14 protein-coding genes, 1 other RNA gene and 1 pseudogene are annotated in these 13,249 nt (G+C 50.7%); 1 reads left to right on the forward strand and 15 read right to left on the reverse strand.

The window, feature by feature from the left end; all coding sequences use genetic code 11:
• Positions 1-105: pseudogene (locus FMR86_RS20825) on the forward strand (IS110 family transposase); the annotation flags it as partial.
• Between the two features lie 262 nt (positions 106-367).
• Here FMR86_RS20825 and tyrS read toward each other — a convergent pair.
• From tyrS to FMR86_RS10240, 15 genes are all read right to left on the reverse strand, one after another.
• Complete coding sequence (tyrS, locus tag FMR86_RS10175; protein ID WP_163351058.1) at positions 368-1,636, reverse strand: tyrosine--tRNA ligase; 1,269 nt, start codon at positions 1,634-1,636, stop codon at positions 368-370.
• 147 nt (positions 1,637-1,783) lie between these two features.
• Positions 1,784-2,572 (reverse strand): TIGR00282 family metallophosphoesterase, encoded by a 789-nt coding sequence (locus FMR86_RS10180; protein ID WP_163351060.1) that lies wholly within the window; start codon positions 2,570-2,572, stop codon positions 1,784-1,786.
• Between the two features lie 239 nt (positions 2,573-2,811).
• Positions 2,812-4,368, reverse strand: a complete 1,557-nt coding sequence (gene rny, locus FMR86_RS10185; RefSeq protein ID WP_163351062.1) for a ribonuclease Y — start codon at positions 4,366-4,368, stop codon at positions 2,812-2,814.
• Between the two features lie 204 nt (positions 4,369-4,572).
• Positions 4,573-4,756, reverse strand: a non-coding RNA gene (ssrS, locus tag FMR86_RS10190) — 6S RNA.
• A gap of 37 nt (positions 4,757-4,793) precedes the next feature.
• On the reverse strand, positions 4,794-5,042 hold the full coding sequence (locus FMR86_RS10195) for a cell division protein ZapA (protein ID WP_163351064.1): 249 nt from the start codon (positions 5,040-5,042) through the stop codon (positions 4,794-4,796).
• A 78-nt stretch (positions 5,043-5,120) separates the two neighbouring features.
• Complete coding sequence (locus FMR86_RS20400) at positions 5,121-5,297, reverse strand: hypothetical protein (RefSeq protein ID WP_203544846.1); 177 nt, start codon at positions 5,295-5,297, stop codon at positions 5,121-5,123.
• 31 nt (positions 5,298-5,328) lie between these two features.
• On the reverse strand, positions 5,329-6,711 hold the full coding sequence (gene glmU / locus FMR86_RS10200) for a bifunctional UDP-N-acetylglucosamine diphosphorylase/glucosamine-1-phosphate N-acetyltransferase GlmU (RefSeq protein ID WP_163351066.1): 1,383 nt from the start codon (positions 6,709-6,711) through the stop codon (positions 5,329-5,331).
• A 154-nt stretch (positions 6,712-6,865) separates the two neighbouring features.
• The gene (locus tag FMR86_RS10205) at positions 6,866-7,294 is read right to left on the reverse strand and encodes a F0F1 ATP synthase subunit epsilon (RefSeq protein WP_163351068.1); all 429 of its coding nucleotides are present in this window, start codon (positions 7,292-7,294) and stop codon (positions 6,866-6,868) included.
• Between the two features lie 14 nt (positions 7,295-7,308).
• Positions 7,309-8,712 (reverse strand): F0F1 ATP synthase subunit beta, encoded by a 1,404-nt coding sequence (atpD, locus tag FMR86_RS10210; protein WP_163351070.1) that lies wholly within the window; start codon positions 8,710-8,712, stop codon positions 7,309-7,311.
• Positions 8,713-8,729: 17 nt separating this feature from the next.
• A complete protein-coding gene (locus FMR86_RS10215) occupies positions 8,730-9,608 on the reverse strand; it encodes a F0F1 ATP synthase subunit gamma (protein WP_163351072.1) in 879 nt (292 codons plus the stop codon).
• Positions 9,609-9,623: 15 nt separating this feature from the next.
• Positions 9,624-11,132: a F0F1 ATP synthase subunit alpha gene (gene atpA / locus FMR86_RS10220; protein WP_163351074.1), complete on the reverse strand. Its 1,509-nt coding sequence runs from the start codon at positions 11,130-11,132 to the stop codon at positions 9,624-9,626.
• Between the two features lie 4 nt (positions 11,133-11,136).
• A complete protein-coding gene (locus FMR86_RS10225) occupies positions 11,137-11,688 on the reverse strand; it encodes a F0F1 ATP synthase subunit delta (protein WP_163351076.1) in 552 nt (183 codons plus the stop codon).
• Positions 11,688-12,242, reverse strand: coding sequence for a F0F1 ATP synthase subunit B (atpF, locus tag FMR86_RS10230; RefSeq protein ID WP_163351436.1), 555 nt, complete (start codon positions 12,240-12,242; stop codon positions 11,688-11,690). Before atpF ends, FMR86_RS10225 begins: the two co-directional genes overlap by 1 nt.
• Before the next feature lie 45 nt (positions 12,243-12,287).
• On the reverse strand, positions 12,288-12,704 hold the full coding sequence (locus FMR86_RS10235; protein ID WP_163351078.1) for an ATP synthase F0 subunit B: 417 nt from the start codon (positions 12,702-12,704) through the stop codon (positions 12,288-12,290).
• Positions 12,705-12,846: 142 nt separating this feature from the next.
• Entirely contained in the window at positions 12,847-13,215 is a 369-nt protein-coding gene (locus FMR86_RS10240) for a polymer-forming cytoskeletal protein (protein WP_163351080.1), read from the reverse strand.
• Positions 13,216-13,249: the final 34 nt, after the last annotated feature.

A 13,249-nucleotide genomic window follows, 5' to 3' on the forward strand; every position in this document is an offset into this window, starting at 1 on the left:
GGCAAAGCTCATAAAGTTGCGATGGTCGCATCAATGAGAAAGTTACTTGGCATTTTGAATGCCCTAATTGCTAACGACCAATATTGGTCTGAGCAGCCTGCGTAGCTTGACTTTTGCCACCGTTGCTCCGGCGGCTGGGGAAGGGAAAACTTTTGCAAAAGTTTTCCCTTCCCCAGACCCCATCCCTTTCAAAACCTTTTAATAAGCTTCGCTACGTTAGCGGAAAACCACCATAAATAAAACCGCACTATTTTGGACAAATAGTGCGGTTAATAATGTTCTCTGGCGAAGCCCTACTAAAAAAGTTTGGGATTCTTAAACCCTTTTCAAAGGGTTTAAGGCCCCCGGCAGGGCCGTCGGAGACATCCTACTTCAAAGTAACAAGACCGTAGTTCTTCTTACCTTTGCGGATCAGCATGCATTCGCCGCCGATGAAGTCGCCATCACCGGGCACGTAGTCGAACTCGGCAACGCGCTCGTTGTTGATGTACAGACCGCCGCCCTTGATATCCTTGCGGGCCTGACCTTTGGACTTAACCATACCGAGGTCAAGCAGAATCTGAGGCAGGTCGGGCAGATCGGATTTGGCGTATTCTACTCCGGGAGCAGCTTCCATGGCTCCGCGCAGGGTTGCGGCGTCAACGGACTTGATGTCGCCCTTACCGAACAGAGCTGCGGTTGCGGCCTGAACTTTTTCCAGTTCTTCCTTACCGTGGATCATAATAGTGGTCTCTTCGGCCAAACGCTTGTGCGCTGCGCGCATATGCGGAGCTTCTTCGTGCTCTTTGGCGATCTCGGCAATCTCTTCCTCGGTGAGGAAAGTGAAGTACTTGAGGAAGTTGATCACGTCACGGTCGTCGGTATTGATCCAGAACTGGTAGAAAGTGTACGGGGAAGTGAGTTCAGCATTCAGGAAAACTGCGTTGCCTTCACTCTTACCGAACTTCTGGCCGGATGCGGTGGTAATCAGCGGGAAGGTTACAGCAAAACCTTCGCCCTGCGCCTTACGGCGGATCAATTCGCAACCCGCGGTGATGTTGCCCCACTGGTCGCCGCCGCCGATCTGGAGCTGGCAGCCTTTTTCCTTGAACAGGTGATAGAAATCGTAACCCTGCAGGATCATGTAACTGAATTCGGTGTAGGAAATACCTACATCGTCGCGACCGAAACGGCCTTTCACGGACTCTTTGGCCATCATCCAGTTAATGGTGAAATGCTTGCCCACATCGCGCAGCATATCAAGATAGGAAATATCTTTGGTCCAGTCGTAGTTGTTCACAACCTCAGCTTTCTCGCCGGTGTTGCGTTCGCAGAAAGCTTCAATCTGAGCCTGAATATTTGCAGCCTGAGATTCCACTTTATCGATGGAAGTAAATTCACGTTCCTTGTCCTTGCCGCTGGGGTCGCCGATACGTCCGGTTGCGCCGCCGAGCAGGAAAAGGGGATTATGGCCCGCACGCTTCATGCGCACAAGGCAAAGCAGGGGAACAAGGTTACCGATATGCAGGCTGTCCGCAGTGGGGTCGAAGCCGCAATACATGTACTGACCCGGAGTATCCAGATACTCGCGTACCTTCTCTTCGTCAGATACCTGATTGATCAGCCCCCGCCACTTTAGTTCGTCATAAATGTTCATCGGTTTTCCTCTTTAATTATTATTTTGCCTTCGGCGACCCTGCCGGGGGCCTTAAACCCTTTTTGTAAAAAGGGTTTAAGAATCCCAAAAACTTTTACTAAGCTTCGCTGGGTGGGATCAACTCTAGGCAGTATTTTTACAGAAATTTTATACAGTCATGCGGCCTGAATTATATGTCTCAATGGAGACTGTCCGGCCTGTTTCTTCGTCTATTTCAAGCAGTACCCCCTGTAGCTCTACGGGGCCTCCTGCGACTTTCCATTTCTGGGGCAATCCGGTCACGAATCTTTTGATTACCGGATTGGGACTGAGGCCCAGACAGGATTCAATAGGACCGCACATACCGAGATCGGTGATGTAGCCTGTGCCGCCCTGAAAAATTCTTGCATCGTTAGTCTGCACGTGGGTATGGGTTCCCACCATGGCACTGATCCGTCCGTCCAGATAACGCCCGAGACTCTGCTTCTCCGAAGTGGCCTCGGCATGAAAATCAACAAGAATGATTTTGATCTCCGGGTCGATCTCGTTCAGAATTTTATCCGCTGTATGAAACGGACATTCTGCCGGATCCATGAAAACACGACCCTGCAGGTTGATGACCGCAACGTGCACTTCATCACGGACTTTAAAAGATGTCCAGCCCTTACCCCGCGTTCCTTCCGGCAGATTGGCCGGGCGGATAAGTTTATCACTGGTCTTCAAAAACGCATAAATATTGCTGTACTTCCAGATATGGTTCCCGGAGGTCAGCAGATCAATCCCGTATTCCAGAAGCTGCTGCGCATTCTTTATGGAAAGCCCGATCCCCTGTGACGCATTCTCCCCATTGGCAACAATCAGGTCAAGAGCAAGCTCCTCACGAAGATGCCTGACCTTAGCGGCAATGGCTTTGCGTCCGGGCCTGCCGAATATGTCACCAAGAAATAAAATACGCATGGGGTCAATAGATAAATTAAGACACGTCTATTCAAACAAGAGCTGAAACAACTAATCGGGATTCCAAAGGGACTTGTTCCTTTGGTCCCGCTGAAAGCGCCCGCCGGGAGGCTCCCCGAAGGGCCGCCGGAGGCTCCCCGAAGGGCCGCCGGAGGCGAAATCAAATCATCAAAAGCGCAAGCGCATCATATCAATTCTTACAAAAAAGGCCCGGTGAACCGGGCCTTTTCAGAAGTTATTTACTTTGCATAGCCCACCGAGCGTCGTTCGCGGATAACGGTCACGCGAATCTGCCCGGGATAGGTCATGTTGTTTTCAATCTTGGTGGCGATGTCCTTACAGAGCATATGGGTATTATCGTCAGAGACTCTTTCAGAATCGACCATAACCCTGATCTCGCGGCCTGCCTGAATGGCGTAGGCTTTGGAGACACCGTCAAATCCGGTTGCCACATTCTCAAGCTCTTCAAGACGCTTGACGTAGTTTTCCAGAAGTTCCTTACGCGCACCGGGACGGGCACCGGACAGGGAGTCGGCAGCCTGCACGAGGGTAGCGAGTACGGATTTGGGAGGCACATCTTCGTGGTGGGCCTGAATAGCGTGGATGATCTCTTTGGATTCACCATGCTTCTTGGCGAGATCAGCACCGATAACAGCGTGCGGACCTTCGATTTCGTGGTCCACGGCTTTACCGATATCGTGCAGCAGACCTGCGCGCTTGGCCATCTTCTCGTCGATACCCAGTTCAGCAGCCATAATTCCACAGAGGAAAGCCACTTCAAGAGAGTGCTGAAGCACGTTCTGGGAGAAACTGGTGCGGTACTGCAGCTGACCGATGAGCTTGACGATTTCAGGATGGATACCGTGTACGCCCACGTCAAAGGTTGCCTGCTCACCGATTTCACGCAGCTTAACGTCCATTTCCTGCTCGACCTTGTTGACGATGTCTTCAATGCGTGCGGGATGGATACGTCCGTCGTGGATCAGACGCTCAAGAGCCTGCTTGGCCACTTCGCGGCGCAGCGGGCTGTAAGCGGAAAGAACAACTGTTTCCGGGGTATCGTCGATGATCAGGTCAACACCGGTGGCAGCTTCAAGGGCGCGGATGTTGCGACCTTCACGGCCGATGATGCGGCCTTTCATGTCTTCGGAAGGCAGGGTCACAGCGGTAACGGTCTGTTCATTGACGTAGTCACCGGAGTAACGCTGGATGGCAAGGGCCAGAATCTTACGGGCCTTGCGGGTTCCTTCTTCCTTGGCTTCCATTTCAATGGCCCGAACCATTTTACCGGCTTCGTGGCGGGTGCGGCTCTCGATTTCAGTCATGAGCTTTTCGCGTGCTTCCTCAACAGTGAGGCCGGAAACTTCCTGCAGCTTGCGTTCGTGCTCATCTTTACGTTTTTCAAGATCTTCCTTCAGACCTTCGAGCTTCTTTTCTTTCTTGATCATACGCTTTTCAAGAGCCACAACTTCAGACTCTTTGCTGGCGACTTTCTCAAGCTTGTTTTCAAGACGCTCTTCTTTTTCCTGGAGGCGTTCTTCCTGGCGTTTCAGACCGCGCTCAACTTCTTTATACTCATTTTCCTGCTCTTTTTTCAGAGCGTATACTTCATCCTGCCCCTGAAGCTTGATCTCTTTTTTCATAGCTTCAGCTTCTTTACGGGCTTCCTGTACAATCCTGTCTGCCAATCCCTGTGAATCGGCCAGACGCTTGGAATTCACGTACCTGTGCAAGGCGTATCCGCCTGCGGCACCTAGGACTATTCCAATTATTATTAGAAAAATATCCCCAAACATGCCTTTCTCCTTGTGTATGTTGACAGGTCGTAGCGGACCTGATTCGTCATTACCGATCTGTTAAATCGGAAAAGATTATAACAATCTGCAATGGAAGGTAAGGCAGAGAATAAAAGCAGGCTGGGTGAGATAAGTTTTTAAGCGGTCTGGCAGAAATTAAATACAATTATCCTGTAAATTCGTACCAATTCTTAGAATCCCTGACGGGACCCCGGAGATGCCGTGTTGCCGTATACGTTAGAACCTAGTCTAACAGGTGGGCGCCGCCCCCGAAGTTTCAGGCTTCCCGGTCGAACCGGGCCTGCACACCACTCCGGCGATGCATGGCTCCCTTACTTTTTATATTGGTTCAAAAGCCATAGGGCAATCACGCACTCCCCAGGGAAATTTCTTATATCTTAAAAAGCAGTGCAATGCACAGCTTATCACTTCTCTAACAGCGCGTTAATCTTCTCTTCCATTGTTTCGAGCTTGCGGCTGTGTTCAAGGTAGTCATCGGCCAGACTGAGTGCCAGACAGGTAAGCAATTTTTCCCTGCTGACATCGGTCCCGCCCCGTGAAAGTGCACCGAATCTTTCTTCCAGTACATCTTTTGCGGCGTCTATTCTCTCTTTATCCGCATCGGTCTTGAATGAAATCTCAAGACCGAGAACGGGCATAGTGTAACGGGGCATATTATTCCGGTGACCGTAATCCTCTAGAATTTATATAAAACCAACCCACTGTTTTCAGATGGCCGGAGCTAAAATAATTTATTCGAGGGTACCTTCAACTTTATTCAGGAGAACCTCAATACGACTGCGGACATCGTCCTTGCGCTTTTTCTCCTGTTCAAGCTCCTCAAGAAGAAATGCATTCTCTTCTTCGAGTTGCTTAATTTTTTGCAGCATTTTATCGAAACGTTCTTCCAAATGAGCGATTATTTCCATAGTCCTAACCTAATACCTTATCTTTACAAAATCAAGACTTCTTAGAAGTCCGGGAAATGTTGACCTGCTTGCCTCTTGCGACGCCCAGATCTCCATCCTTAACATTCTTGGTGATTGTGGATCCGGCTCCGACCAGGGCACCTTTACCGATGGTCACCGGGGCCACCAGCGCAGTGTTGCTGCCGATGAAAGCACCTTCGCCGATAACGGTCTTGTGCTTGTTCACCCCATCATAGTTGCAGGTGATGGTACCCGCACCGATGTTTGCTCCGGCACCGATTTCACTGTCACCCAGATAAGTCAGGTGACTGGCTTTGGCACCTTTGCCGAGCACGGCCTTCTTCATTTCAACGAAGTTGCCGACCTTGGCCCCCTCTTCGAGAACTGCCCCGGGACGAAGTCGCCCGTAAGGTCCGACCATGCAGTCAGGGCCGACCTGTGCTTCTTCGAGATGGCTGTAAGCCTTGATCAAAGCACCGCCGGCAACAACGCTGTCCACAATGCGTACTTGTGACTGAATCACAGCACCGCGCGAAATTTTGGAGTGTCCGTATATTTCACAGGGCCCGAAAATTTCAGCACCCGGCTCAACGACCACACCGGGACCGACCACGACGGACTCCCAGTTATGCAGGGTAACCCCGCTCTTAAGCAGTCTTTCAGCGGTGCGCAGACGAAGCGCGGACTCGGCCTGAGCAAGTTCGAACGGACTGTTGATGCCCATAAGATCAATGGAGTTTCCAGCATTTACTGCGGTGACGTTCATGCCACATTCCACAGCAAGGTCAACAAGATCAGTAATATAATACTCGCCGCTCTTATTATTGTTGGTAAGCTTGCTAAGCAGTGTATCTACGGCAGTAATTTTCAAGCAGTAAATTCCGGCATTCACTTCCCCGGAAGCCGGGCCGTAGACAGCCTCATCATAATCCTTGGCTTCCACAATGGCGGTAACCTGACCTGAATCGTCACGGATTACACGCCCGAAAGCAGCAGGAACATCCGGGGTGATACTCATGAAAGAAAGGTCGGCACCGTCCTGTTTCACCGCTTCCAGAAAATCAGTAACAACCTGCTCCTGAATGAGCGGGGTATCGCCGTTGATGACCAGACAGTATTCAGCTCCGGCAGCCTTGATGCGTTCCCAGCCCATCTGCAGGGCATGGCCTGTTCCAAGCTGCTCGGCCTGAAGCACAAAGCGGTCTTTCATATCCGGAAAAGCCTCTTCCACCTGTCCGGCTTCAAAGCCGACAATGGTGAAAACAGACTCTCCGAGAGATGGTTTCAGGGCTTTATATACATAGTAGAGCATGGATTCACCCAGCAGAGTCTTGAGCACCTTGGGACTGTCCGAATGCATACGAGTTCCCTTTCCTCCGGCGAGAACAAGGGCACAAGCAAATGAATTATTCATATCAACTATTCTCCAATGTTTATTGCTCGACACTTGTTAGCAGGTAGATGGGCTTGCGTAAATATAGATTTGATGCGCTCCAATAAAAAAGGAGCAGACTGTAAACAGTCTGCTCCCTGATAGCCATGGGGCTTTTTGAGGCTGAAACTAAGCTCTAGTGAGTGGTAGTCCCGGCCTTCTGGGCCGCATCTTTGCAGCTTAAGCGTGCGAGTGCTCTCTGAAGAGCGGCCTGCGCGCGAGCGGATTCGATGCGATCCTGTGCTTTAGCCAAACGAGCCTTCGCTTTTTCCTGAGCTTTCTGAGCCCGAGCGATGTCGATCTCAACGGCCTTTTCAGCAACTTCGGCGAGAATGGTCACTTTATTGCTTCCTACTTCGGCAAAGCCGCCGGAAACAAAGATGTAGTGAGTGCGGTTACCTTCTTTAAAGTAGAGGTTACCTACGCCGAGAGCCGAAAGAAAGGGTATGTGATTGGCCATAATACCAAACTCACCCTCAATCCCGGGTGCGCCGACATAGTCGACTTCCTGGGAAAGGACCTTGCGATCAGGAGTAACGATTTCCAAAAGGAGCTTACTAGCCATAATCGCGTCCTATGCTATTTGTTTTTCTCTTTCTCAATGGCTTCTTCGATTGCGCCAACCATGTAGAAGGAGTTTTCAGCCATGTCATCGTATTCGCCGTCGAGGATTCCTCTGAAAGCCTTAACAGTGTCTTCCAGCTTTACGTATACGCCGGGGGTACCGGTGAATACTTCAGCAACGTGGAAGGGCTGGGAGAGGAAACGCTGGATGCGGCGTGCACGTGCAACAGTCTGCTTATCTTCGTCGGACAGTTCGTCCATACCGAGAATGGCGATGATGTCCTGAAGGTCTTTGTATTTCTGCAGAACCATCTGAACTTCACGTGCAGTTGCGTAGTGCTCGGCACCCAGAACATCCGGAGCGAGAATACGGGAAGTGGAGTCAAGAGGGTCAACCGCAGGGTAGATACCAAGCTCTGCAATCTGACGGGAAAGAACGAGAGTACCGTCAAGGTGAGAGAAGGTGGTTGCCGGTGCGGGGTCAGTCAAGTCATCCGCAGGGACGTAAACAGCCTGAACAGAGGTAATGGAACCTTTGTTGGTGGAGGTAATACGTTCCTGGAGTCCACCAAGGTCAGTACCGAGAGTCGGCTGGTAACCAACTGCGGAAGGCATACGACCGAGAAGTGCGGATACCTCGGAACCTGCCTGGGTGAAACGGAAGATGTTATCAATAAAGAGAAGAACGTCTTCACCTTCTACATCACGGAAGTACTCAGCGATGGTCAGAGCGGTCAGTGCAACACGAGCACGTGCTCCCGGAGGTTCGTTCATCTGGCCGTATACGAGAGCAGACTTCTCAAGAACGCCTGCGTCTTTCATTTCGTGGTAGAGGTCGTTACCTTCACGGGTACGCTCACCAACACCTGCGAAGCAAGATTTACCACCGTGCTGTTTCGCAATGTTGTTGATCATTTCCATCAGAATAACGGTTTTACCAACACCTGCGCCGCCGAAGAGGCCCATCTTACCACCCTTGGGGAAGGGTACGAGAAGGTCAACGACCTTGATGCCGGTTTCCAGCAGTTCAACTTTGGTGGACTGCTCGGTGAATTCCGGTGCTGCGCGGTGAATGGGCAGAGAATCTTTAGCGTCGATGGGACCCATTTCGTCAACAGGACGGCCAACAACGTTAAGGATACGACCCAGTACGCCATTACCGACGGGTACGGAAATGGATTCGCCGATTGCTACAACTTCCATGCCGCGGACAAGACCTTCGGTAGCGTCCATAGCAATGGTACGAACAACGTTATCACCGAGGTGCTGTGCAACCTCACACACCAGGTCAGGTGCGTCGGTGTTGTTCGGGTTGTCAATCTCGACCGCAGTCAGAATGTTGGGCAATTGCCCTTCAGGAAATTCGACGTCAACAACCGCGCCGATAACCTGAACAATTTTACCTGTAACTTTACTCATCAGAGTAACCCCCTATATTATCCTTTCAGCGCTTCTGCGCCGCCGACAATGTCCATAAGATCCGCAGTAATAGCGGCCTGCCTGGTCTTGTTGTAAAGCAGTGTCAGAGTTTCGGTCATATCGTCGCATGCTCTGGAAGCGTTATCCATGGCAGCCATACGTGCAGCGTGTTCACTGCAGGATGTGTCGAGAAGACCGCGGTAAACCTGAACCTTAACAAAACGGGGCAGAAGCTCTGCGAGAAGACCTTCAACAGAAGGCTCGTAAATGTATTCGCTGGAAGCACCGGACTCAGCTTCTTCACCTGCTGCGTCAGAAGACATGGGCAGGATCTGAAGGGTGGTCGGGGGCTGGCTGGCAACGTTTACGAACTTACCGAATACAAGGAAAACCTCATCAAGTTCTTCGGCAAGGTAGGCGTCGATAACTTTGTTACCGATGGAAGCGGCCAGATTAAAGTCGAAAGAGCTCATGTCATCGTTATATGCTTCGATGATTTCGTACTCAGTCTTCTTAACGGCGGCTGCGCCTTTTTTACCTACGCAGTAGAACTTTACAGCTTTACCTTCAGCCTTCTTTTCCGCAGCCAGTTTCAGGGCTGCGTTTATCATATTCGCATTAAAACTACCGCAAAGTCCGCGATCGGAAGTAGCGAGGACAATACCTACACTCTTGATCTCTTCGTGGACTTCAAGCAGCGGATGGACTGAAGAGTCCGCACCAGCTGCCAGATCGCCAAGCATTTCATAGAATTTGTCAGCATAGGGGCGAAAGCGCTCAATTCTGTCCTGAGCACCACGCAGTTTCGCCGACGCAACCATGTTCATGGCCTTGGTGATCTGCTTAGTCTTTTTAATACTGACGATTTGGTTTTGGACATCCTTAAGAGAAGCCATCAGTACCTCCCTGGATTAAGCTGTGAAACCTTTATTGAACTCTTCCAGAGCGGCCTTCAGCTTGCCTTCGATTTCGTCATCAAGAGCACCTTTGGTCTTGATACCTTCCAGAATTTCGGGCTTCGCGTTAGCGATGAATTCCTGGAGTTCGTCTTCGTATTTACGTACTGCGGTAACGGGGAATTCATCCATGTAGCCGCGAGTACCGGCGTACAGGGAGACTACCTGTTCCATAACGTTCATGGGCTTGTACTGAGGCTGCTTGAGAAGCTCAACCATGCGGGCACCGCGGTTCAGCTTCTGCTGGGTGGCCTTATCAAGGTCGGAACCGAAAGCTGCGAAAGCTGCCAGTTCACGATACTGTGCGAGGTCAAGACGCAGAGTACCTGCAACCTGCTTCATAGCTTTAATCTGAGCAGCACCACCAACTCGGGATACGGACAGACCTACGTTAACAGCAGGACGGATACCGGAGTTGAAGAGGTTGGGCTCGAGGTAAACCTGACCGTCGGTAATGGAGATAACGTTGGTCGGGATATATGCGGATACGTCACCTGCCTGGGTTTCAATGATGGGCAGTGCGGTCAGAGAACCGGCACCGAGGTCATCATTTACCTTACAAGAACGCTCGAGGAGCCTTGAGTGCAGGTAGAAAACGTCACCGGGGTATGCTTCACGTCCCGGAGGGCGACGAAGCAGGAGAGACATCTGTCTGTAAGCAACAGCCTGCTTGGAAAGGTCATCGTATGCGATCAGGGCGTGCTTACCACCGTCACGGTAGTACTCAGCCATGGTTGCACCGGTGTATGCAGAAATAAACTGCAGAGGAGCAGGCTCAGATGCTGTTGCAGAAATGATTGTGGTGTATTCCATTGCACCGTGCTTACGCAGAATGTCAGCAACAAGAGCAACTGCTGCTTTCTTCTGACCGATAGCTACGTAGAAGCAGTGGATACCGGAATCTTTCTGAGCGAGGATAGCGTCAACACAAATCGCAGTTTTACCGACCTGACGGTCACCAATTACGAGTTCGCGCTGTCCACGTCCGATCGGAGTCATTGCGTCAATAGACTTGAGACCGGTGTACATGGGTTCATGTACGGATTTACGTGCGATGATACCGGGAGCTTTAAGCTCAACGGGGCGTTCTTCTGCCGCTTCAATGGGTCCGAGACCGTCAATAGGCTGACCCAGAGGGTTAACAACGCGGCCCATGACTGCGTCACCAACAGGTACGGAGAAGAGTTTGCCGGTACGTTTTACCGGGTCACCTTCTTTAATACCGGTGTCGTCACCGAGGAGAGCAACACCGACGTTATCTTCTTCGAGGTTGAGAACCATGCCCATCAGGCCGCCGGGAAACTCGAGGAGTTCCATAGCCATTGCGTTCTCAACACCATGAACACGAGCAATACCGTCACCAACGTACAGTACGGTACCGGTTTCGCTCATTTCGACCTTAGACTCATAATTCTGAATCTGATCTTCAATGATCTTGCTGATTTCTTCCGCTTTAATCTGCATGGCCCTACACACCCCTTTTAATCTGTTCTTTCATCATTTGCAGCTGTGCGCGAATGCTTGCATCAAGAACTTTATCGCCAACCTGAAGAACAACACCTCCGAGGATGTCTTTATCCATAGCAAAGTCGAGTTCGAGTTTGCTTTTGAGCTGTTCTTCAAGACGTGCTTTAATTTCTTTCTGACGCTTAACGGTCAGCTTGATTGCAGTCACCAGTTTGCCACGGACGACACCCTGAACGTTGTCGAGCATTCCTGCGTAGTCGCTTGCGATTTCAGGAATTACGGACAGACGTCCTTTGTCGGCCAGAAGGCTGCAAAAGTTTTTAACCACAGGTCCTGCCGAGGTCTTCTCAAGCAGTTTTTCAAGCACGGCTTTCTTTTCTTCCGCACTGAAAACCGGATTCTGGAAGAGCCTCAGGGCCTCCGGGGAATCTTCCAGCATCTGGGACAACTCGGACAGTGCCTTACCATACGCCGCAAGGTCTGTTTCTCCCTGCTTCTGGCCAACGGAGAACAGCGCCTTGGCGTATCTGCGTGAGACTATGTTCCCGGTCATTAGAGCACCACCTTTGTTAAGTATTCATCCACCAGAGTCTCGTGCTGAGCTTTGGTAAGCTTGCTCTTAACGATCTTCTCAGCTGCTTCGATGACCTGATCGGCCATTTCAGCGCGCATTTCGTCAAGCGCAACGTTTACTTCCTGCTCTGCGGAGACTTTGGCCTGAGCTTTGATCTGCTCGGCAGTCTGCTCGGCTTTCTGGATGATCGCCGCCTTCATGGCCTCGCCCTGAGATCTGGCCTCGGAAAGGATGGAATCCTTTTCCTGTTCCAGATTAGCAATACTTGATTCGACGTCACGGAGCTTTTTCTCTGCAGCTTCCTTGCGGGACTGCAGATCGTTGAGCTCCTGCTTGATGCCTGACTGGCGTCCTTTAAAGAGAGAAGCGATTTTCTCGCCTGCAAACTTGTAAAGGATCCCAATAACGAGGATCAAGTTAAGTACACGCCAACCGAAGTTTGCCCAGGGAATCTCGTGCGCCCCTTCTCCACCGCTTGCATAGGCTGCGCCTGCTGCCAGCAGTACGGAAAGAGCGGTTGTTGCCATGATCATGTTTTTCCGCTTCAAGGCTAAACCCCCCTTCGATATTGATTAGGCCTAGCCAAGAACCTTGGCTGTAACCTTCTGAGCAAAAGCTTCAACTTCGCCACCAAGAACTTTCATTGCTGCACCCTTATCGGCTGCAACCTCCGCACGAGCTTCCTTCATAGTTGCGGCTGCAACTTTTCCGGCCTCGGCAAGCAATGTCTGTTCCTGAGCAGCTCCCTGATCTTTGAAGTCGTTCCGGATTTCCATTCCCTCTTTACGGGCAGAGTCCAGAGCAGCTTCGTAATCCTTAACCTTGGTTTCAGCCTGTCCGTTGAAATTTTCCACCTTGGAAAGCTGGTCGCTCATGAGCTCCGCGCGTTTCCTGATGATTTCGCGAATAGGACGAAACATAAGAAGGTTGAGAACAAGAAGGGTGATGATGAAGTTCGCTAACTGGATAAAAAAGCTAATATCTAAATCAATCATGCCTGCTCCCGAAAAGGTTGTGAATTTTTGTCCAAAGTCAGTTGCGGTGTAGCTAAATTTAGAGCTTGTGTCAAAGGGTTTCTGAAAATGAATCGGTTACTTTTCACCGATTAACCCCCGTGAACACTGGCTTGTTATTTTTTTAACTAATTTCTTCTGTTTCTGTTTCAACTGCCGGAGAGGAGCTGGAACTCATGGTCACACGCCCTTCCAGAACAGCTCCTTCTTCCACTACCAGAGTGGGGGTAACCAGATTACCCTGCAGGTTGGCTGTCTTATGCAGGACCGCTTTTTCATTGGCATAAACTTCTCCGGTCACCCGGCCGCTGAGAACCAGCTGGCCTACGCGCAGAACACCCTCAACCTTTGCTTCACGGCCCACAACCAGAGTTCCTTCGGATTCAACTTCGCCGTTGAAATTACCGTCAATACGCACAGCACCCTGAAAGTTGAGCTTGCCCTGATAATCAGTGCCGCTGCCTAAAAATGCATTTATTTCATCTCTTGCCATTTTAATCTCCTTTTCCCCTGAGCCGGTTTTGGAA

Source organism: Desulfovibrio sp. JC010 (genome assembly GCF_010470675.1).
Classification (GTDB): domain Bacteria; phylum Desulfobacterota; class Desulfovibrionia; order Desulfovibrionales; family Desulfovibrionaceae; genus Maridesulfovibrio.